The organism is Nonomuraea sp. B208, assembly GCF_057536035.1.
Window position 1 is genome coordinate 40462 of record NZ_BAAJOU010000019.1, and the last position, 18988, is coordinate 59449.

Annotated in this window: 22 protein-coding genes; 13 read left to right on the plus strand and 9 right to left on the minus strand. The window is 73.1% G+C overall.

Annotated features, from left to right (window positions below; all coding sequences use genetic code 11):
- Positions 1-2: 2 nt before the first annotated feature.
- On the minus strand, positions 3-764 hold the full coding sequence (locus AC27IY_RS14045; RefSeq protein ID WP_329578875.1) for an SDR family NAD(P)-dependent oxidoreductase: 762 nt from the start codon (positions 762-764) through the stop codon (positions 3-5).
- Between the two features lie 93 nt (positions 765-857).
- On the opposite strand from AC27IY_RS14045, the gene AC27IY_RS14050 reads away from it, so the two are divergent.
- Positions 858-1499, plus strand: a complete 642-nt coding sequence (locus AC27IY_RS14050) for a class I SAM-dependent methyltransferase (RefSeq protein WP_487178200.1) — start codon at positions 858-860, stop codon at positions 1497-1499.
- A 92-nt stretch (positions 1500-1591) separates the two neighbouring features.
- Here the strand turns inward: AC27IY_RS14050 and AC27IY_RS14055 are convergent, their stop codons facing one another.
- A complete protein-coding gene (locus tag AC27IY_RS14055) occupies positions 1592-2158 on the minus strand; it encodes a GNAT family N-acetyltransferase (RefSeq protein ID WP_487178201.1) in 567 nt (188 codons plus the stop codon).
- A 116-nt stretch (positions 2159-2274) separates the two neighbouring features.
- On the opposite strand from AC27IY_RS14055, the gene AC27IY_RS14060 reads away from it, so the two are divergent.
- Entirely contained in the window at positions 2275-2469 is a 195-nt protein-coding gene (locus AC27IY_RS14060; protein WP_487178202.1) for a DUF1918 domain-containing protein, read from the plus strand.
- Here the strand turns inward: AC27IY_RS14060 and AC27IY_RS14065 are convergent.
- Positions 2421-3005: a type II toxin-antitoxin system prevent-host-death family antitoxin gene (locus AC27IY_RS14065; RefSeq protein ID WP_423447507.1), complete on the minus strand. Its 585-nt coding sequence runs from the start codon at positions 3003-3005 to the stop codon at positions 2421-2423. The two genes, AC27IY_RS14060 and AC27IY_RS14065, sit on opposite strands and share 49 nt — an antisense overlap.
- Before the next feature lie 112 nt (positions 3006-3117).
- On the opposite strand from AC27IY_RS14065, the gene AC27IY_RS14070 reads away from it, so the two are divergent.
- Positions 3118-3624, plus strand: coding sequence for a methyltransferase family protein (locus AC27IY_RS14070; protein ID WP_423447505.1), 507 nt, complete (start codon positions 3118-3120; stop codon positions 3622-3624).
- A gap of 7 nt (positions 3625-3631) precedes the next feature.
- Here AC27IY_RS14070 and AC27IY_RS14075 read toward each other — a convergent pair whose 3' ends face one another.
- On the minus strand, positions 3632-3919 hold the full coding sequence (locus tag AC27IY_RS14075; RefSeq protein ID WP_344205987.1) for a hypothetical protein: 288 nt from the start codon (positions 3917-3919) through the stop codon (positions 3632-3634).
- A 120-nt stretch (positions 3920-4039) separates the two neighbouring features.
- Between AC27IY_RS14075 and AC27IY_RS14080 the strand changes: the two genes are divergently transcribed.
- Positions 4040-5020: an acetylxylan esterase gene (locus AC27IY_RS14080; RefSeq protein ID WP_487178203.1), complete on the plus strand. Its 981-nt coding sequence runs from the start codon at positions 4040-4042 to the stop codon at positions 5018-5020.
- A 71-nt stretch (positions 5021-5091) separates the two neighbouring features.
- Here AC27IY_RS14080 and AC27IY_RS14085 read toward each other — a convergent pair whose 3' ends face one another.
- Entirely contained in the window at positions 5092-5379 is a 288-nt protein-coding gene (locus AC27IY_RS14085) for a HesB/IscA family protein (protein WP_344205990.1), read from the minus strand.
- Between the two features lie 242 nt (positions 5380-5621).
- Between AC27IY_RS14085 and AC27IY_RS14090 the strand changes: the two genes are divergently transcribed.
- The 3 genes from AC27IY_RS14090 (at position 5622) to AC27IY_RS14100 (ending at position 7982) form a co-directional block, all read left to right on the plus strand.
- Positions 5622-6824, plus strand: a complete 1203-nt coding sequence (locus AC27IY_RS14090) for an erythromycin esterase family protein (RefSeq protein WP_487178204.1) — start codon at positions 5622-5624, stop codon at positions 6822-6824.
- Between the two features lie 91 nt (positions 6825-6915).
- Complete coding sequence (locus tag AC27IY_RS14095) at positions 6916-7455, plus strand: DUF4142 domain-containing protein (protein ID WP_449954417.1); 540 nt, start codon at positions 6916-6918, stop codon at positions 7453-7455.
- Between the two features lie 161 nt (positions 7456-7616).
- Positions 7617-7982, plus strand: coding sequence for a PRC-barrel domain-containing protein (locus tag AC27IY_RS14100; RefSeq protein ID WP_487178205.1), 366 nt, complete (start codon positions 7617-7619; stop codon positions 7980-7982).
- Positions 7983-8030: 48 nt separating this feature from the next.
- Here AC27IY_RS14100 and AC27IY_RS14105 read toward each other — a convergent pair whose 3' ends face one another.
- Positions 8031-9743: a sialidase family protein gene (locus AC27IY_RS14105; protein ID WP_487178206.1), complete on the minus strand. Its 1713-nt coding sequence runs from the start codon at positions 9741-9743 to the stop codon at positions 8031-8033.
- A 255-nt stretch (positions 9744-9998) separates the two neighbouring features.
- Here AC27IY_RS14105 and AC27IY_RS14110 point away from each other — a divergent pair, with 255 nt between their 5' ends.
- The 5 genes from AC27IY_RS14110 (at position 9999) to AC27IY_RS14130 (ending at position 15631) form a co-directional block, all read left to right on the plus strand.
- Positions 9999-10946, plus strand: coding sequence for a hypothetical protein (locus AC27IY_RS14110; RefSeq protein ID WP_487178207.1), 948 nt, complete (start codon positions 9999-10001; stop codon positions 10944-10946).
- Between the two features lie 72 nt (positions 10947-11018).
- Entirely contained in the window at positions 11019-11300 is a 282-nt protein-coding gene (locus tag AC27IY_RS14115; RefSeq protein WP_344205998.1) for a hypothetical protein, read from the plus strand.
- A gap of 19 nt (positions 11301-11319) precedes the next feature.
- Positions 11320-12720, plus strand: a complete 1401-nt coding sequence (locus tag AC27IY_RS14120; RefSeq protein WP_364456341.1) for an FAD-binding oxidoreductase — start codon at positions 11320-11322, stop codon at positions 12718-12720.
- 158 nt (positions 12721-12878) lie between these two features.
- Entirely contained in the window at positions 12879-14465 is a 1587-nt protein-coding gene (locus AC27IY_RS14125) for an MFS transporter (protein WP_487178208.1), read from the plus strand.
- 29 nt (positions 14466-14494) lie between these two features.
- The gene (locus AC27IY_RS14130; protein ID WP_487178209.1) at positions 14495-15631 is read left to right on the plus strand and encodes an FAD-dependent oxidoreductase; all 1137 of its coding nucleotides are present in this window, start codon (positions 14495-14497) and stop codon (positions 15629-15631) included.
- Positions 15632-15752: 121 nt separating this feature from the next.
- Here AC27IY_RS14130 and AC27IY_RS14135 read toward each other — a convergent pair whose 3' ends face one another.
- Positions 15753-16043: a hypothetical protein gene (locus tag AC27IY_RS14135; RefSeq protein ID WP_344206004.1), complete on the minus strand. Its 291-nt coding sequence runs from the start codon at positions 16041-16043 to the stop codon at positions 15753-15755.
- Between the two features lie 136 nt (positions 16044-16179).
- On the opposite strand from AC27IY_RS14135, the gene AC27IY_RS14140 reads away from it, so the two are divergent.
- Positions 16180-17193: a hypothetical protein gene (locus AC27IY_RS14140; RefSeq protein WP_487178210.1), complete on the plus strand. Its 1014-nt coding sequence runs from the start codon at positions 16180-16182 to the stop codon at positions 17191-17193.
- A 2-nt stretch (positions 17194-17195) separates the two neighbouring features.
- Here the strand turns inward: AC27IY_RS14140 and AC27IY_RS14145 are convergent, their stop codons facing one another.
- Both AC27IY_RS14145 and AC27IY_RS14150 read right to left on the minus strand, forming a co-directional pair.
- Entirely contained in the window at positions 17196-17804 is a 609-nt protein-coding gene (locus tag AC27IY_RS14145) for a pentapeptide repeat-containing protein (protein ID WP_487178211.1), read from the minus strand.
- 18 nt (positions 17805-17822) lie between these two features.
- Positions 17823-18983 carry a cation:proton antiporter gene (locus AC27IY_RS14150; protein ID WP_344206009.1) on the minus strand — a complete coding sequence of 387 codons (1161 nt, stop codon included), beginning with the start codon at positions 18981-18983 and terminating at the stop codon, positions 17823-17825.
- Positions 18984-18988 lie beyond the last annotated feature (5 nt).

The following is an 18988-nucleotide window of genomic DNA, read 5'->3' on the forward strand; positions in this document are numbered from 1 at the left end:
TCTCAGTTGGGCGGGTCGAAACGGCCGTCCACGGCGGTCCAGCCGCCGTCCACGTACAGCACCGAGCCGGTGACGAAGCTGGCCGCGTCGCCGGCCAGGTAGACCACGGCCCCGGCGATCTCCTCCGCCGACGCCCATCGGCCGAGCGCGGACTTGGCGGCGTAGGCGGCGTACCAGTCGGGGTGGTCCTTGATCTGGCGGGTCAGCGGCGTCTCGACGACGCCGGGCGCGACGGCGTTGACGCGCACGCCGTACGGGCCGAACTCGGCGGCGGCCGTCCGCAGCAGCTGCACCAGGCCCGCCTTCGTGGCCGCGTACGCGCTCTGCCCCGGCTCGGTCACCGACGCGCGGATGGACGCGAACCCGATGATCGAGCCGCGCCGCCGCTCCACCATGCCCGCGCCGAAGGCCCGTACGACGTCGAACGACCCCCGCAGGTTGAGCCCCACCACCCGGTCGAACTCCTCGCCGGTGTAGTCGAGCAGCCGCTTGCGCACGTTCGTGGCGGCGGTGAACACCAGCACGTCGGCCGGCTCCTCGGCGGCGGCCGACCGTACGGCGTCGGGGTCGAGCACGTCCAGCAGCCGCGCGGCGCCCCCGCAGGCGGCGGCGCTCTCCTGGGCGGCGTCCAGGTCGCGGTCCGCGCAGACGACGGACGCGCCGTGCGCGGCCAGCGCCAGCGCCGCCTCCCTGCCGATGCCGCTGCCCGCCCCGATCACCACGGCACGCCGCCCGTCCAGGCGGAACAGCCCCTCATATCCCATGAGGGCACCTTAACCACTGGTCTGACCAGTGCACCAGGCTGTCCACCGGCCGGGTGCCGGAAACTGTCGGTGCCGCCCGGCAGGATGACCCGCATGCAACAGCCTGACACCGCGGCGTTCTGGGACGCCGCCGCCGACACGTTCGACGACGAGGCGGACCACGGCCTGCGCGACCCCCGCGTCCGTGCTGCCTGGGCCGCCCGCCTGGCCGCCTGGCTGCCGCCGGGGGACGGGCGGCTCGACGCGCTCGACCTCGGGTGCGGCACGGGGTCGCTGTCGCTGCTGCTGGCCGAGGCGGGTCACCGCGTGACGGGCGTCGATCTCGCGCCGCGCATGGTGGAGCGGGCGCGGGCCAAGCTCGCGGGCACCGGCGCCGTCGTGACGGTGGGCGACGCCGCCGCGCCCCCTGTGGGGGAGCGGCGCTTCGACGTGGTGCTGTCCCGTCACCTCGTCTGGGCCCTGCCCCGGCCGGAGGAGGCGCTGGCCCGCTGGGCGGGCCTGCTGCGCCCCGGCGGCCGGCTCGTCCTCGTCGAGGGCCGCTGGAACACGGTGCCCCGGCGCGAGGACACGCCCTGGGACGGCGGGATCGCGGCGGCCGACCTGGTGGCCGCGCTGCGACGGCTCCCCGTCCCGCTGGCGGACGTCCACGTCGAGCCGCTCACCGACCCGCTGCTGTGGGGCAAGGAGATCACCGACGAGCGCTACACGGTGACGGCGACCCGAGCGGACGCGTAGAGGCGCGTCCGGGGAAGGCGGGTGGGGGGAGACGGGATCGGGAGGCGGGTGCGGTGATACGGCATCGGGAGGCGGAGCCGGGGGCGGCGTGGTCAAGGGGCGGCAGGGTGCCGGTGTTCGGGGCGTAGTTCGTACTCGACCTCGCCCTGCTCCGCGCCCTCGATCGGATCCGGCCAGTCCTCGAAGAACGTCCGCACGAGCCGCATCCCGCACTTCTCCATGACCCGCCGCGACCGCACGTTGACCGCCATCGTCTGCGCGAACACCCGCCGCGCCCCCAGCTCGTCGAACGCCCTGTCGATGAGCGCCAGCGAGCCCTCCGTCGCGTACCCCTTCCCCCAGGCCGCGCGGTGCAGCCGGTAGCCCAGCTCGAGCTCGTCCGCCGGCCCGCCCTCGGGCGGGCGCAGGTGGAACCAGCCGATGAAGCCGCCCGACGCCTTCTCGACCGCCGCGAGGAAGCCGCCACGGACGAACCGCGGCAGGGTCTCCCCGAGGATCCGCTCGCGCGGCACCGGCTTGCCGCCGTTGAGGTGCCGCATGACCTCGGCGTCGTTGTGCAGGGCGATCAGCTGCTCGGCGTCGGCGGCGGTGAAGGGCCGCAGGACCAGCCGCGAAGTCTCCAGAGGGGCGTCCACCGGCCACACGGTAGCGACCGCCATGTCCGGTTCTCGACTGATTTAAGCGACCGGCTGCCCGCCTTTCCCGTACGGCCGCGCTGGTGCACTGTGGGAGCAGGCACCCGCAGTCGTCCGAGCCCCTCGGGGAGGAACCGCTCATGCAGGCGAACGTCGGTGACATCTTGCTCGTGCACGGCAACGTCGTCGGCCAGGCCGACCGCAAGGCCGTGATCGTGGAGGTACGCGGCCCCGGCGGCGCGCCGCCCTACGTCGTACGCTTCGGCGACGGCCACACGCAGTTCGTCTACCCGGGCCCCGACGCGGTGGTCCTGCCGGGCGAGCCGTCCGGCTGACCCGGCGGCGGCCCGGCGAGGGAGCGCAGCGCCTGCGCGGCGTCGCGTCCCGACGCCGCCGCGACCTGCGTGCCCTCGGCGTCGCGGGCGATGGCGACGATCAGCCCGCCCACCGGGTCGAGGGCCAGCGTGACCGTGTGGCCGCCGGCGAGCAGCGCGTCGGCGTCCGGGCCGCGCGGCGCGGCGGGCGGCTCCAGCAGCAGGCGGGCCGCGACCAGCGCCGCGACGGGGGTGCGGCGGCGGACGAGGAGCACGGGCTCGTCGTCGTACGGGTCGGCCACCTGGCGGACGAGGTCGCCGAGCTTCGAGCGGGCCGTCGACAGCGGCACGACCGGCAGCCCGCTCAGGACGCCGGCCACCCGCGACAGCGGCACCAGCGCCGCCCACTCCCAGCGCTCGCGGGTGATCAGGGTGACCTGGCCGTTCTTGGCGGCGTCGACGAGCGAGCCCCAGCGGGCGCGCGCGTCCTCGACGGCGACCGGCGTGCCGAGGCGGGCCACGAGCTCCTCGTACGAGGGCCGCTTCAGGTTGATCATCGGTGAATCGTAAGGCTCCTTACAGAAGTTCGCCAACCCGCCAGGGCGTTGACGGTGCCGGAGCCCGCCGCCTAAACTCATCAACCAGTGAATTCTGGGTGAGGAGCACCCCATGCGCAGGAATCCCGCCGCGGTCGTCAGCGCACTCTTCTTCGCCGCCGCACCCGGCACCGTCGCCGCCCTCGGGCCGTATCTCGTCGGCGGCTGGCGGACGCACGAGCCGTTCCCCGGACCGATCATGGTCCCGCTCCGGGTGGCGGGGGCGATCCTGGTCGCGGCCGGGCTGGCGGTGCTGGTGCACGCCTTCGTCCGCTTCGTCGTGGAGGGGCTCGGCACGCCGATGCCGGTCGCGCCGCCCGAGCGGCTGGTCGTCGGCGGGCTGTACCGGTACGTCCGCAACCCGATGTACGTCGCGATCCTGACCGCGATCATCGGCCAGGCCATGGTCTTCGGCGATCGCGGCCTGCTGTTCTACGCCGTCGCCGTGGCCCTGGCCGTGTGGTCCTTCGTGCACTGGTACGAGGAGCCGGACCTGCGCAGGCGATTCGGGGCGGCGTACGACGACTATCGCGCGCACGTGCCGGGCTGGTGGCCGCGGCTGCGCCCGTTCCGTCCCTGATGCCGGCTCAGGGGAGGGACCGGCCGATGCGGAGGCGGAGCCGGTCGCCGTGGCGGGCGGCCTCGCGCACGCTCCACAGCTGCTCGGCGACCACCGTCCCCTGGGACGTCATGTAGCCGCCCACCCGCAGCACCGGGCGTCCGGCGTCGTCGTGCAGGAGCTGCGCCCGTGCCTCGGTGTCGTCGCCGAAGACGACGAGGAAGTCGTCGGTGCCCGCGGGGGCGTCCAGGATGAGGTCGGGAGACAGGTGGGAGTGGGGGACCGCGATGACGTACTGGCTGGCGTATTCGCTCACGAGGAGAGCCCCTACCCACGCGGGCGCGGACAAGGCGTCTCACCAGCCGGGGGCGGGATACCGCTTTCCTGGCTTATGGGGTGAAATATCACCATCGTTCTGTCAGTTAGGGGAGCATCTGTGCCACTGTTCGATCTGCCGCTCGACGAGCTTCGCGACTACCGTCCCGACCGCGACGAGCCCGCCGACTTCGACGACTTCTGGGCCCGCACGCTGGCCGAGGCCGGGCAGCACGACCTGGCGGCCACCTACACCCCCTACGACCTGCCCCTCGCCGGCGTCGAGGTGTACGAGGTGTCGTTCGCGGGCTGGGGCGGCCACCGCATCAACGGCTGGTTCCTGCTGCCGCGCGGCGCCGAGGGCCCGGTGCCGTGCGTCATGCACTACATCGGCTACAGCGGCGGGCGCGGCTTCCCGAAGGACCACCTGCTGTGGCCCACGGCCGGGTACGCGGTGTTCGTCATGGAGACCCGCGGCCACGGCGGCGCCAACGTCGGCAGCCCCGGCACCACGCCCGACCCGCACGGCGGCGCGAACCCGCAGGCCCCCGGCATGATGACCCGGGGCATCCTCGACCCCGAGGACTACTACTACCGGCGGGTGTTCACCGACGCGGTCCGGGCCGTGGACGCCGCGCTGGAGCACCCGGCGGTGGACGGGAGCCGGATCGTCGTCTCCGGCGGCAGCCAGGGCGGCGGCATCGCGCAGGCCACGGCCGCGCTGCACCCGGCGGTCAGGGCGGCGCTGGTGGACGTGCCGTTCCTGACCCACTTCCGGCGGGCGGTCGAGATCACCGGGAAGGATCCGTACCAGGAGCTGGTCCGCTTCATGGCCACCCGCAGGGACAGCGCCGAGCAGGTCTTCCGGACCCTGGCGTACTTCGACGGGATGAACTTCGCGGCGCGGGGCCGGGTGCCCGCGCTCTACTCGGTGGCGCTGATGGACGACGTGTGCCCGCCGTCCACGGTCTTTGCCGCCTACAACCACTGGCAGGGGCCGAAGGAGATCGTCGTGTGGCCCTGGAACAACCACGAGGGCGGCGGCGGGTACCAGAGCGAGGAGCAGGTCCGCTACCTGCACAAGCTGCTGACCACCGGCTGAGCCGGCTAAGCGATGCGCGTGGGGTCGCCCCCCGCCGGGCCGCGGCTCAAGGAGCCCGGCGGGGGCGCGCCTCACACGGCCTGCTCGGTGACCAGGAACGACACACTGCCCTGGTCGTCCGCTCCGGCGTCGAGAGATTTGTCGTCCAGCACGGTCGCGGCCACGGGGTCGAGATAGACCCTGGCGCCCTCGGACTCCACGACCGCGTCCGCCGGCTCCGGCGCGGTGGCCAGTGACAGGGTGAGCGCGTTGGCGCCCTCACCCTCCGACGAGATGCGGATCCCACTCTGGGTGGGCTCCGGAGCGGTCGCGGTGAGATCGCGGATCGCCTGGGCTGCGTTGGCTGTCAGGGTGAGCACTACGGCTCCTCCTCACGGTCGACGTTCAGGAGTCAGCCACCCTTCCCCCTCTGTCCGGGCTCAACCATCCCGGTCCGCTTCTTTACCCAGAACCCGCGACGGCGGCGCGGACGACGAGCCGCGAGCCGCGTGGGTCAAGCGGCGCCTCCGCCCCGTCCCCCCTTGGTTGAAGGTAGGACGCCCAAAAAGCTTGAAAAGCGGGTAAAAGTTTCACCCGAAGGTTCAACGATACCGTTGAAGTCATGACAACTGGCATCAAGGACGTCACCCACCCCCTCGACGCGGCCTCCGTCATGGCCCTGCTCCCGAACCGCCCCCGCGTGCTCGCCCTCGGCGAGCCCACCCACCTGGAGGAGACCCTCCTCGACGTACGCAACGAGCTGTTCAGGCAGCTCGTCGAGCGGGAGGGCTACCGCGCGATCGCGCTGGAGACCGACTGCCTGCGCGGCCTGGTCGTGGACGACCACGTCACCTCGGGCGCCGGCACCCTCGACGAGGTCATGGAGCGCGGCTTCAGCCACGAGTGGGGCGCCCTGGAGGGCAACCGCGAGCTGGTCCGCTGGATGCGCGAGCACAACGCCGGCCGGCCGGCGGCCGAGCAGGTGCGCTTCACCGCCTTCGACAGCCCGACGGAGATCACCCACGCGGAGAGCCCCCGGCAGGCGCTCATGGCGCTGCACGGCTATCTCGCGTCCCACGTGGAGGCCGTCCTGCTCCCGTGCACCGCCGGCACCCTCGACCGGCTGCTCGGCGCCGACGAGCGCTGGAGCGACCAGGCCGCCATGCGCGACCCCTCGCGGTCGGTGGGCCGCTCGGCCGAGGCCGCGGAGCTGCGGCTGCTCGCCGACGACCTGGTGGCGCTGCTCGACGCGCAGACGCCGCACCTGCTCGCCGCGACCGCGCGGGACGACTGGGACCGGGCCCGCCTGTACGGCAGGGCGGCCGTCGGCCTGCTGCGCTACCACGCGCACCTGGCCGGCACGGGACCGGGGAGGATGGTGGGCCTGCTGGCCACGCGGTCCGCCGTGATGGCCGCCAACCTCCTCGCCTTCGCCGAGCGCCGCCCCACCTTCGTCTTCTCCCACAACCTGCACCTCACGCCGACGGCGGGCACGATGCGGATGGAACAGGGCCCGGTGCGGTGGTGGAGCGCGGGCGCGCTCGTCCGCGCCCGCCTCGGCGCCGACTACGCCGCCCTCGCCATCGCCGTCGGCACGATCCGCCACCGCGGCGTGGACACCCCGCCGGCCGGCACGGTCGAAGGGCTGCTGCACGCCGTCCCGGAGGACCGCTTCCTGGTGGACCCGCGCGGCCTGGCCGCCGCCCTCGCCGGCGAGCCGCCCGTGGTCAGGGAGTCTCCGTACTTCGGCTACTTCCCTCTGGACCCGGCCCATCTGGACCTGATCGACGGGCTGGCCTTCGTCAGGGACCTGCCGGGAGAGTGACGCCGGGGACGCGCCGGGCGGCGCAATACGGCGACGTGACGGCATGGGCGGTTACTGTGCGTAGTGGATCAGTGTCGCCATCGTCATAGGAATGCTCATGCGTACTCGCCGCCTGACACTTTTGCTGGCCGCCGCCGCCCTCGCCGGGTGCGCGACCGCACCCACGAACACCGCGGGGGTGGCGCCGCAGACCACCGCCCCGCCGTCCGAACTGGACCAGACCTGGTTGCGCACCATCCACCAGGGCAACATGGCCGAGATCCAGGCCGGCCGCCTGGCGGAGGGCAAGGGCACCACCAAGCAGGTGAAGTCGATCGGCAAGATGCTGGTCGACGACCACACCGCGCTGGACGAGAAGGTCACCCAGCTCGCCGGCCGGCTCGGCGTCGACCTGCCAGGCTCGCCCACCGCCGCCCAGAAGGAACTGTCGAACAAACTGCGCGCGGACACCGGCGCCGACTTCGACCAGGACTTCCTGGCCGGGATGACGAAGTCCCACGTCGCCGCGATCAGGATCACCAAGCAGGAGATCGACAAGGGCACCTCGCCGGAGGTCGTGGCGCTGGCGAAGGAGGCCGATCCCCAGCTCCAGAAGCACCTGGAGGCGCTGCGCAAGGCGCACGGCGGCTGATCCGCCGGCGCTCGAAGGAAAGGCCGTGGGCCGGGCGCGTCGCGTCCGGCCCACGCGGCGTGGAACCGGACAGAAAACCATTGCCCAAAAGGTGTGGTTTTGTGGCGATATGGGGTATCTGTCCAGTTCGATGCAAGGGGCGCCACATCAGGGGGTAGGTCGTGGCCACGCAGACGGAGATCCGCACGCTGCTGGAGTGCCACGTCGTCGGCTGCGACGGCGAGCCGCTCGGCAGGGTGGGACAGGTCTATCTCAACGACCGCACCGGCCGCGCGGAGTGGGTGACCGTGTGCAGCGGATTTCTCGGCATGCGGCAGACTTTCGTGCCGCTCGCCAGCAGCAGCCGTACGGGTGACGAAATCACCGTCGCTTTCGACGGCGCGAAAGTCAGGGCCGCGCCGCACGTCGCCGTGGACGGTCTGCTGACCGCGAGAGAGGAAATCCTGCTGCACCGCCATTACGGAATGGGTACGGCCGTTCCCGCGCCGCGAACGGGCGACCACGACCGGCTCGACCTGGACACCTGACCGCCGCGCCGACCGCTCGAAAAAGGCCGGGAAAAGGCCAGGAAAAGGTCAGGTCGCGGCGTAGAGCTCGATTTCGTTGAGCATCGCGCACGACGGCCCGATTTCCCGGTCGCAATCGTCGGAACGGTCCACCACGATTTTCACGTGCCGGCCTTTCGCGGCGATCGCCTCATGACGCAGCGCGTAATCCGTACGGTCGTGAATGGTGAGCACCGGCTTGCCCCACGCCCGCCCGTCGCGCGAGACGTACACGCGGGCTCCGGCCGGATGCCCCGGGCGCAGGCTCAGCCCGGCCATGGTGAAGCGGTACTGCCGGTCCAGGTGCAGCACGTACTCGCCGGGGCCGCCCGCGGCGACCGCGCTCGACCAGTAGCCGGTGCTGCCGTCGAGGGCGGCCTCGGGACGGGTGTGCGGTCGGCCGCGGCCGGTCCAGCGCATGGTGGTGGCGATTTTCAGGTCGCCGCGCCGGAGCAGTCCGGCCAGGTCCAGGCGACCGGGCGCGGGCGGGGCGACGTCGTAGAGGCCGCGCTTGATCGCGTACCAGCCGCCCTGCTCGAAGCGGCCGTGCGCGGGGCAGGCCGTCTCGTCGAGCGAGTGGTCCGGCCGCACCCCGGCGATCTTGCAGTTGTCGAACACCTGGATCAGCCGGTGCGGCCCGAGCGCCGCGACGCCGGTGTAGCCGGACGAGCCGTGGGCGTCCCACACGCCGTCCCGGTTGTGGTAGGTCACGCGCGGCTGCTGCCACTCCTGCCCGAGGCCGTCGCGGGAGACGGCCAGCCAATTGTCCGGCCGGCCCGCGCTCAGCACGAGCGTCCCGCCCGGCATGAGCAGCAGCCGCGGCGCGACGCCGCGCACCACGCAGTCCGCCCCGGCGAAGCGCAGCCCGGCCGGCGGTGTCCAGGTCCGGCCGCCGTCGGTCGAGCGGGCCTGGCTCAGCGTCGCGTACGTCCCGCCGTCACGGCGGATCACCGCCAGCAGGCTGCCGTCCATGACCTGCGCCAGCGCGGCCTCGGTGTAGGCGTACCCGGCCTCCTCCGGGCGGGCGATCACGCCGCGCCGCTCGAAGGTGCGGCCGCCGTCGGCGCTGGCGTACACCTCGGCCTGGTACGCCCCGGTGTCCCGGTAGCGGGTGTAGACGGTGATCAGGATCGTGCCGTCGGCGAGCTGCACCGGCGTGCCGTGCGCGGCCCCGCCGGACAGCAGCTCGTCCGGGGTGCGCAGGGTCGCCGCCGAGCGCAGCCAGTCCTCGCCGTCGTCGGCGGCGTCCGAGGTCAGCACCCCCAGCCGCGCCGTGTGCGGCCCGGTCCGCTTCTGGTAGTACTCGGTGGCGAAGTAGCTCCCGTCCAGCAGCTCGATCGGCGACTCGCGCAGCGGCGTGGCCGCCGACGGGCCGAACGTGACGCCGCCGTCGGTGGACACGGCGGCCTCGCTGGTGAGGGTGACGACCTTGTCGACGTTCGTGGTGAACGTGGTGATCACCTTCTGCGCGGGCCGGCCGTCCGGCCCGGCGACGTCGAGGACGGACACGTTCGGGAAGCCCGCGAAGTCCAGCCGCTCCAGGTCGCTCGGCTCCCGCCGGGCGGGCGGCGGATTGGGATGAATCCAGCCGAGTGAGGAAGCAGTGGCGATCAGGTTAGGAGGGGACACCTGGGAGTCGTCGGGCAGCGCGCAGTAGCCGCCCCCCGCCTGCGGCGAGCCCGTCGTGACGGGCAACGCCGAGGTGGCGACCACGGCCGCGACCACGGCTCTGGGCACCGGCATGTTTGCGCTCCTCGTCCTGTCGTCCTGGCTTACGCCCTGGTTCGGACTCTAGATCACCGATCATCGGCAACCCGGGATTCACCTGCGCGAACGCGCCGTCGCGTCGCGCTTTCCGCGTCTGCGCCGCCGCAAACATACTGGATGCGTAAAGTGCCAGTTGACAGAAAAGCTCGTCATGCCCACGATCAGAGCGGCACTATTAAGTGTGAATTTACAGAGCTTCGATTCGGCCCGCGGGTCAGGAGGTGGCCTCAGATGAGCGTCGAGCCAAGGGCGGAAGTGGCCCCCCAGCGAATGCCGCCTCTCTGGGACGGCACGGCGCCGCTGGCGCCCGAGACGGCGGCGCAGCAACGCGTCGTCCACCGCATCTGCGCCCGGGTCGCCCCCGAGGGCGTGGAGATCGGCGTCGGCGAGCTGCCGCCCGGCGGCCTGCAGGTGTGGATCGACACCCCGGTGCCGCCCGCCGAGCATGAGGCGTGGGTGCTGCACCACCGCATGGCCCGCGAGGTGTCGCTGGTCGGCTGGCACTGCGACGCCGACCAGGACCGGCTGCTGGTGCTCGGCTGGAGCGCCGCCTGCCTGCACAACCGGGTACGCCTGCTGCAGAGCGGCCTGCGCCGCCTGACCGGCTTCGAGCAGACCGCCCAGCGGGCCGTCCAGCTCGAAGGCCGCGACCCCGGCGACGGGTCCGCCGCCGAGATCGTCGCCGCCACCTGCGCCTCGATCGAACGCCGGCTGCGCTGGCCCGAGCGGCTGGCCGAGCTCCGCGGCTACGAGCGCAGCTCCGGCCTGCCCCACCTGCAGCTCCTGCTGGCCCAGGTCATCGGCCTGGAGGCCAAGGTCGCCGCCGCCTGCGAGGAGCACCTCGTCATGGCGCGCGTGCTCGCCGGCGCGGTGTGCGAGCACCACGCCCGCCACGGCGACCTGCGCCGCGCCCAGCGCGAGGTGCTGGCCGAGACCCGTCGCTGGGTGCACGCCAGCTCCATGATCCGCGGCTCGGCCGCCCGGCCCGGCACCCCTGGCGCCGGACGTCCCCACATGGGGCTGGCGGAGCGCCGGATCGCCGCGAGCGTCATCAACCACGGCGTCATCGACGGCGTCATCGACGGCGTCATCGACAACGGCGCACCGCGGGCCACCCCCGCGGCCGTCGCCGCCGCTCCTCTGGCCGGATACGCCGGCCACGAGGAGGGCGCAGGCTGACCCAGACGCCGCTCGACGGCGAGCGGCCACCCCGGAAGAACCCCGCCCACATCCGGTAGGAAAGGCCCCGTCATGCGAACCCCCCCGCACCTGCCCGGACCCGCCAGGCCCGACGTCCCCGCCCCCCGCGACGCGCACGACCCCCGCGACTCCCGTGACCTCCACGACTCCGGTCACGGTGTCCCGCGCCCCCGCCGTCACCCCTACGCCCTGCGCGAGTTCCCCGTGCAGGCCCCGCAGCCGGCGCTGATCCCCGCGCCCGACCTGTTCGCCGAGCAGCGCCTGCTCGAGATCAGGGACATGTCCCACCAGGCCATCGGCTCCATCGACGACCTGCTCCAGCACACCGCCTGAGAGGAACGGAAGGACGACCATGCAGGAGCTAACGCGAGTCGAGCTGATGCCGCGTGACGTCGGAGGTCACCAGCCACGCTCCATCACCGGCACCGAGTCCCCGCGCACCCTCGACCAGGTCCGCGCCCTCGTCCGCGCCGCCGGCGCCACCCGGCACCGCCTCTACCCGATCAGCACCGGCCGCAACTGGGGCATGGGCTCGGGGATGCCGGTCACCGACGACAACGTCGTCGTCGACCTCAGCGGCATGAACCGCATCCGCGGCATCGACCTGGAGACCGGCTTCGCGGTCATCGAGCCCGGCGTGACGCAGCGGCAGCTCGCCGAGGCGCTGCGCGACACCCCGTGGATGCTGAACGTCACCAACTCCTGTGCCGACACCTCCGTGGTGGGCAACGCCCTCGACCGCGGCGACGGCACCTTCCGCTCCCGTGTCCACGACGTGGCCGGCCTCGAGGCCGTGCTCGCCGACGGCAGCGTGGTCACCACCGGCGGGCTCGACCCGGCCGGCCGCTACCACGGCAGGGTCGCCGGGCCCGACCTCACGGCCGCGTTCGTCCAGCACAACCTCGGCATCGTCACCGCCATGGCGATCGCCCTGGTGCCCCGCCCCGAGTCCATCGGCATGGTGTACGGCCGGCTGCCGCGCCACCAGGCCGCGGTCGCGCTGGAGGCGGTGGCCGGGTTCGTCCGCCGCGGCAACCCCGCCGACGGCATGCTCCGCGTACGCGAGCTGGCCCTCACCCCGTCCCACGGCGACTTCACGCTGCCCGCCGGCGTCGACCTGGACCGCTTCGCCGTCATGGGGCCGCTGCTCGGCACCGCCGCCGCGGTCGAGCTGGCCGAGGAGCTGCTGCGCAAGGCGCTCGCCGAGGTCGAGGGCTCCGAGGAGCTGCTCGTGGTGGACCCGACCGAGGTCAAGCCGGACGACCCGCTCTACGCCAGGGCCCTCATGTCGCAGGGCATCCCCACCTGCGCGGGCGTACGCAAGGCGCTCGGCGTCGCCTCCTGCGAGCAGGTGGACGCGACCGGGCTCGGCTTCCTCGCCCTGATGCCGCTGATGCCGACCGACGCCCGCAAGACCGTGCACATCGTGAACGCCCTGCAGAGCGCCGTGGACGCCCACTCCACCGCCCTCATGGCCGAGTGGAACGTCGTCGGCCGGCACCTGGCCAACGGCGTCATCCAGATCTTCTTCGACCGCTCCCGCCCGGACGGCGCCTACCGCGCCCACCAGCTCCGCAACGACGGCAACTGCGTGCTGCGCGGCAACGGCTGCGCCATCTACCGCTCCGACATCGACCACGCCGCCGCCGACGTCTGGTCCGAGACCAGCACCGCCAGCCTCGGCATGCTCCACCGGCTCAAGACGGCGCTCGACCCCGACGGCCTGCTCTCGCCCGGCCGCTACGGCGCCTGAACCACGCGAAACCCGCACATACCCGCACCACGAACCCGCCCATCCCGCCGGCCCACGCGGCCGGCGAGGACCACTGATAGTACGTTGGAGGTGACCACGTGCGTTCGTCACCGGCACGGGGGACGAGCACGGCCGTCCTGAGCCGCCGTCAGGGAGTCATGCTGCGCCTGGTCGGCGCGGGCGTCATGCTGACCGTGATGGCCGACACCACGGCCACCACCCTGGCCGTCGGCGTGCTGCGCTACACACCGGCAGGGGCCGGCATGCCCCTCGGCGACCTCGTCTGGCTGACCAGCGCGGCGTTCATCCCGATCGCGGCGCTGCTGGCCACGGCCGGCCGCTGGGCCGACCTGTTCGGCCGCCGCCGGGTGCTGGCCGTCGGGCTGGTGGTGTTCGTGCTGGGCGGCATCGCCACGGTGACCGCCGACTCCTGGTCGTTCGTCCTCGCGGCGCGGGCCGTCCAGGGCGCGGGCGCCGCCGCGATGATCCCCGCCAGCCTCGGGCTGCTGCTCGGCGAGCTGCCGGAGAGCGAGCGGCGCGGCGCGATCGCGCTGTGGAGCTCGGCCTCCGGGCTGGGCTGCCTGCTCATGCAGGCGGGCGGCGGCTGGCTGGCCGCCGCCGTGGACTGGCGGATGCTGTTCGTGCCCGACGTCGTCATCGGCGTCGTGCTCCTCGTCGCCTGCCTCGCGCTGCCCTCCGGCAAGCGGGCCGGCGCGCGCGGCCTGCCGGACGTGCTCGGCGCGTGGCTGCTGGCGGCCGGCATCGCGGTCATCGTCCTCGCCATCTCCAAGGCCATGGCCTGGGGCACGGACGTGGCGTGGCTGGGGCTGGCCGCGGTCCTGCTGATCGGCGGGGCGCTCGCCCAGGCCCGCCACCACCGGCTGCCCGCCATCGACCTCGCGCTGTGGCGCCGGCCCAGGTTCGTCTGGGGCTGGCTGGCCACCTGGGGGTTCGGCGCGCTGTCGTACGGGCTGCTGACCGTGCAGCCGCTGTACCTGCTCCACCTCGGCTACCCCATGCTGGAGGTGGCCATGTGGCTGACGCCCACGTCGGTCGCGGTCGTCGTGACGAGCTACCTGGCCGGAAAGCTCGTCAAGCACATCGGCCCGTACGGGCTCATCTACGCCGGGTCGCTGCTCTGCGGCGGCGCGTGCGTGCTCGTCCTGACCCAGGTCGGCCCCACCGTGTGGGGCCTGATCGCCAGCGTGGTCGTGGGCATGGGCGTGGGCGCGCTCGCGCCCGGCACCTCGGTGGCCACCACCCTGGCCGCCCGCCCCCACCAGTACGCCTCCGCCGTCGGCGCGGCCACCATGGCCCGCATGGTGGGCGGGGCCGTCGGCGTCGCCGTGGTCTCGCTCGTCATCGACCACCCGGCGCTGATCGGCGGGTTCGGCGGCCTGGCCGGCGCGATCGCGATCTGCGTCGCCATCTCGGTGCTCACCGGCGCCCTCGCCCTCACCAAGATCACCCGGGTCCGGACCGACCCCGGCGACGTCATGGTGAAGGTGCCGCGCCGGATGCTGCTGGAGCTGCGCATGACCCTCGCCACCGTGGCGGCGGAGGCCGACGCGCTGCTGCCCGCCGAGACCCGCGCCCTGCCCATGGACCCGCACGCCGGTTCGCCCGCCGGCTCGCCCGCCGTCGCTCACGTCAACTCACCCGCCAACCCGCCCGTCCGCGCCGTCCCGCGGCCACGCGCGGCCGATTCCGGCCCGCTCGCGAGCACCCGCGGGAATCCGAACTAGATCCAGAACCACCGAAAGGGCTCCTCGTCATGGCAACCACATCGTGCGACGTAGCCATCGTCGGCGCCGGGCTCGGCGGCTGTTTCCTCGCCCTGCTCCTCCGCCGCCGCGGGCAGAACGTCGTCGTCATCGAACAGGGACCGTCCATCCCCAGCGCGGGCGCGGACTTCCTCAAGCCCCCGGGACTGCGGGTGCTGGCCCGGCACGGGCTGGCGGACCTCGTCGGACGCCATGGCCTCAGGCGCGACCACGTCCGCTACTACCACGACGGCGACCCGATCCAGGACTGCCGCTTCCCCGACGGCGGCTTCCTCATCCGCCCCTACCGGGAGCTGGTCGAGCTCATCTACACCTGCTGCGTGATGGAGGGCGTGGAGTTCTGGTTCGGCGCCGAGATCGGCGACCTCGCCGTCGGCGGGGGAGGAGTGGAGGAGCTGACGCTCGCCGACGGCCGCCGGCTGCGGGCCGGGGTCGTCGTGGGCGCGGACGGCACGAAGTCCCTGGTGCGCCGGGCGCTCGGCATCGAGCAGGTCACGCTGCCGTACGAGCGGCTCATCATGCGCGTCGCCACGGTGCCGCTGACCGAGAGCGTCGCCCGGCTCAACCGGCTCTACTTCAGCTCCGACGGCTGGCTCGCCTACTTCTACCCGCTCGGCCCCGAGCAGGCCAGGGTGTTCGTCGGCCTGCCCCCTGAGTGCGACGAGGAGGTCTTCCAGGACGGTGTCCCCACCCTCGTGGACGAGCTGAAGAAGTTCGTCTCCGAGAGCTCCGACGCCTTCGACAGCCTCCAGTCCGCCGCGTGGCAGCGGATCAAGGTCTCGGCCATGCGGGTCGCCGCCTACCACCGCGGCAACGCCGCCCTGCTGGGCTCGGCCGCGTTCGCCTGCCACCCCATGACCGGGATGGGCATGAGCTACACGCTGCGGGACGCGGAGATCCTGGCCGAGGTCATCTGCGCGGCCGGCGGCGACCCCGCGGAGCTGGACCGGCTGATGCACGCCCGCTACGAGCCGCGCGGGAACGCCCACCGCCAGCTCATCGACTACGGCGACGCCCTCGCCGCCACCTTCCACGACCGTGACGCCTATCTCGCCGCGTTCCGCGAGGACCTGCACACGCGGGGGGAGGCCGCCGAGCCCGCCCGGCCCGCGCTGCAGCTCATCTGACGTCCAGAGCCGCGCCCCCGCCGCCCGCCATTCCCACAACCGATGAAGGCCGCCCGAAAGTGGGCAGCCCGATCACCCAGGCGGCGGGGGCGTCGTCACGCCCGCCCCGCTCCCGGCCTCGTCAGGAGGTGATGACCAGCTCGGTGCCGTCGAGGTCCTCGCGCACCTCGTGCCCGGCGCGGACCAGGACGGTGCGCAGCGCGAGCCGGACCGCCGAACGGACCGTGGCGTACTTCACCAGGCGGTCGGCGTCGCCGCCCCACGTCACGATCACCCCGCGCGCCGGATCGTGCCAGACGCCGAGCCCGCCGTCCGCCGACAGCAGGGACGGCTCGACGGTGAAACCGGCCTCCGCCAGCTCCCGGCGGACCAGGAGCTCCAGGTCGGGGCCCGCGTTCGAGGCGTCGTTCATGAACAAGCGTTGCCCCCCTCCGCCCGGCCGCGAACGCGCGAGAAGGCCACTGTTCCGCAGGAGAATGCGGGTTGTGTCTCCCGCGTCATCAACGAAGGGGACCGGCGGGGACAGCGAGAGGGGACGGGGAGAGGGGATGGGGATGCGGGTCGCGGCGGCCAGGCGGCTGGCGGGCAGGTGGGTGCGTGAGGAGGGCGCCGCGCTGCCGGGTTTCGGCGGCGCGTTCCTGACCGGCTCGACGTTGTGGGCGGACCCGTCCGACGAGCTGCCCGCGACCTCCGACGTGGACGTCATGGTGATCGCCGACCCGCCCGTCAGGATCGGCAAGTTCCGCTACGAGGGCGTCCTGCTGGAGGTCTCCGCCATCCCCGGGATCGGCGGCGCCCGCGAGGTGCTCGGCGACTACCATCTGGCCGGCAACCTGCACCTGCCCGGCGTCCTCGCCGACCCCACCGGGCGCCTGGAACGGCTGCACCGGCTGGTCGCCCGCGGCTTCGCCGAACGCCGCTGGGTCCTCGCCCGCTGCGAGGACGCTCTGGCCAGGATCCGCGACCGGCTCGGCGGCCTCGACGCCGCCGCGCCGCTGCCCGCGCAGGTCATGGCGTGGCTGTTCGGCACCGGGGTGACCGCGCACGTGCCGCTCGTGGCCGCGCTGCGCAATCCCACCGTACGCAGGCGGTACGCCGCCGTGCGCGACCTGCTCGCCGAGCACGGCCGCCTCGACCTGCACGAGGAGCTGCTGGAGCTGCTGGGCTGCGCCGAGCTGAGCCCCGCGAGGGTGTCGCGGCACCTGAGCGTGCTGGAGGCCGTCTTCGACGCGGCCGCGGAGGCGGACGCCCCCGACTACCCGTTCGCCTCCGACCTCACGCCCGCCGCCCGGCCGGTGGCCGTCGACGGCGGCCGGGAGCTCGTGGCCCGTGGCCTGCACCGCGAGGCGGTCTTCTGGCTGGCCGCGACCTACGCCCGCTGCCTGGCCAAGCGGGCCGCGGCCGGGCTGAGCGGATATGAGGACGGGCTGCTGGAGCTGCTGGACGACCTGGGGGCGGGCACGCCCGCCGACCGCCGCCGCCGCGCCGACCGCGTCCTCGCCTTCCTGCCCGCCCTGCGGCGGGCGGCCGTCTCCCTGATCCCGCCGGGCGCCCCGGCCTGACGTCAGGGGCGGACGACCAGGCCGAGCGCCGTGGCGACGGCCGTCGCCTGCACCGGGTCGATGATCGCGCCCTTGAGCGTGACGTCGGCGGGGTCGAGCCCGCCGAGGTCGCTGCCGCGCAGGTCGCACTTGGTGAGGTCGGCGCCGCGCAGCCACGCGCCCGACAGGTCGCAGCGCCGCAGCGCCGCGCCCTCCAGCCGGGCGCCGCCGAGGTCGGCCTCGCGCAGCCGTACGTCCTCGATCGTGCTGCGGCGCAGGTCCGCGCCCTGGAGCTGCACGTACGACCAGTCGCCGCCGCTGATCTTCAGCAGCCCGAAGGTGCAGCCGTCGAAGACGCTGCCGGTCATCTTGCAGCCGGTGAACGTCGCGTCGAAGAACGAGCAGCCGGCGAACAGGCAGGTGAGGAAGCGCGCGTCGGTGTGCTCGGAGACGTTGAAGCGCACGTTGCCGAACGTGCACTCCTCGAAGGAGGAGCCGCGGTCGATCAGCTCCGTCAGATCCACGTCCTGGAACAGGACGCGCCGGAAATCAGCTCTCGTGATTTCCGGCGCGTCCCAGTCGTCCGCGCCGATGGTGCGTTCGATGGGGAAGGCCGCTCGTCTGGTGCCCATGCGGACAAAGCTAGCCGATCAGGCCCGTTTCGCGATCGCCGTGATGAACGGCTGCACGAGCTTGGCCGCCAGCGGGCCGAACGCCGCCAGGATGAGCACGTACGCCGCCGCCAGCGCCCCCAGGTCGGGGTGCGCGCCCGCGCCGACCGCGAGGCCGGCGATGACGATGTTGAACTCACCGCGCGGGATGAGCGCGATGCCCGCCCGCGCCTGGCCGGCCTTGCCGATGCCCGCCCGGCGGGCCGCGTAGATGCCGGTGAGCAGCTTGGTGATCATGCTGACCAGCGCCAGCAGCGCGGCCAGCCCGGCCACCGGCAGGATCTTCGCCGGGTCGGTCTGGAGGCCGAAGAAGACGAAGAACACCGCGGCGAACAGGTCGCGCAGCGGCGCGAGCAGCGCCTGCGCGTCCTCGGCCAGCTCGCCCGACAGCGCGATCCCGACGAGGAACGCGCCCACCGCCGCCGACACCTGCAGCTGCTGGGCCAGACCGGCCACCAGCAGCGCCAGCCCGACCACCTTCAGCAGCAGCACCTCGGAGTTCGGGCTGGATACGAACGCCTCGATGAGCCGCCCGAACTTCAGCGCCACGATCAGCACGATGCTGACCGTGATGAGCGCGATGCCCACCGCGATGGCGCCGTTGAGCAGGCTGAGACCGGCCAGCATGGTGGTCAGCACCGGCAGGTAGATCGCCATCGTCAGGTCCTCGAAGACCAGCAGCGACAGCACGGTCGGTGTCTCGCGGTTACCGATCCAGCCGAGGTCCGACAGCACCTTCGCGGTGATGCCGGATGAGGTGGCGTAGGTGACGCCGGCCATCGCCACCGCGGCGACCGGTCCCCAGCCGAGCAGCAGCGCGCAGATCGCGCCCGGCGCCGCGTTGAGCACCAGGTCCACGATGCCGGCGCGGGCGTTGCCGGTGAGGCTGGTCATCAACTCGTCGGCGTTGTACTCCAGGCCCAGTGTGAGCAGCAGGAGCACCACGCCGAGCTCGGCGCCGACGGAGATGAACTCCTCGCTGGTCGCGAGGGGCAGCACCCCGCCGGTGCCGAACGCCACACCGGCGATCAGATAGAGAGGGATGGGGGAGATGCCGACCCGCAGCGCCAGCGCGCCGAGGACGCCGAGACCGAGAAGGACCGCTCCGAATTCGAGGAAGAGGATGGCGGTTTCGTGCAACCCGC

Coding starts and splice junctions, on each gene's coding strand:
- AC27IY_RS14045 (WP_329578875.1), bottom strand. CDS start 764: ATGGGATATGAGGGGCTGTTCCGCCTGGACGGGCGGCGTGCCGTGGTG.
- AC27IY_RS14050 (WP_487178200.1), top strand. CDS start 858: ATGCAACAGCCTGACACCGCGGCGTTCTGGGACGCCGCCGCCGACACG.
- AC27IY_RS14055 (WP_487178201.1), bottom strand. CDS start 2,158: ATGGCGGTCGCTACCGTGTGGCCGGTGGACGCCCCTCTGGAGACTTCG.
- AC27IY_RS14060 (WP_487178202.1), top strand. CDS start 2,275: ATGCAGGCGAACGTCGGTGACATCTTGCTCGTGCACGGCAACGTCGTC.
- AC27IY_RS14065 (WP_423447507.1), bottom strand. CDS start 3,005: ATGATCAACCTGAAGCGGCCCTCGTACGAGGAGCTCGTGGCCCGCCTC.
- AC27IY_RS14070 (WP_423447505.1), top strand. CDS start 3,118: ATGCGCAGGAATCCCGCCGCGGTCGTCAGCGCACTCTTCTTCGCCGCC.
- AC27IY_RS14090 (WP_487178204.1), top strand. CDS start 5,622: ATGACAACTGGCATCAAGGACGTCACCCACCCCCTCGACGCGGCCTCC.
- AC27IY_RS14095 (WP_449954417.1), top strand. CDS start 6,916: ATGCTCATGCGTACTCGCCGCCTGACACTTTTGCTGGCCGCCGCCGCC.
- AC27IY_RS14105 (WP_487178206.1), bottom strand. CDS start 9,743: ATGCCGGTGCCCAGAGCCGTGGTCGCGGCCGTGGTCGCCACCTCGGCG.
- AC27IY_RS14110 (WP_487178207.1), top strand. CDS start 9,999: ATGAGCGTCGAGCCAAGGGCGGAAGTGGCCCCCCAGCGAATGCCGCCT.
- AC27IY_RS14115 (WP_344205998.1), top strand. CDS start 11,019: ATGCGAACCCCCCCGCACCTGCCCGGACCCGCCAGGCCCGACGTCCCC.
- AC27IY_RS14120 (WP_364456341.1), top strand. CDS start 11,320: ATGCAGGAGCTAACGCGAGTCGAGCTGATGCCGCGTGACGTCGGAGGT.
- AC27IY_RS14125 (WP_487178208.1), top strand. CDS start 12,879: ATGCTGCGCCTGGTCGGCGCGGGCGTCATGCTGACCGTGATGGCCGAC.
- AC27IY_RS14130 (WP_487178209.1), top strand. CDS start 14,495: ATGGCAACCACATCGTGCGACGTAGCCATCGTCGGCGCCGGGCTCGGC.
- AC27IY_RS14135 (WP_344206004.1), bottom strand. CDS start 16,043: ATGAACGACGCCTCGAACGCGGGCCCCGACCTGGAGCTCCTGGTCCGC.
- AC27IY_RS14140 (WP_487178210.1), top strand. CDS start 16,180: ATGGGGATGCGGGTCGCGGCGGCCAGGCGGCTGGCGGGCAGGTGGGTG.
- AC27IY_RS14145 (WP_487178211.1), bottom strand. CDS start 17,804: ATGGGCACCAGACGAGCGGCCTTCCCCATCGAACGCACCATCGGCGCG.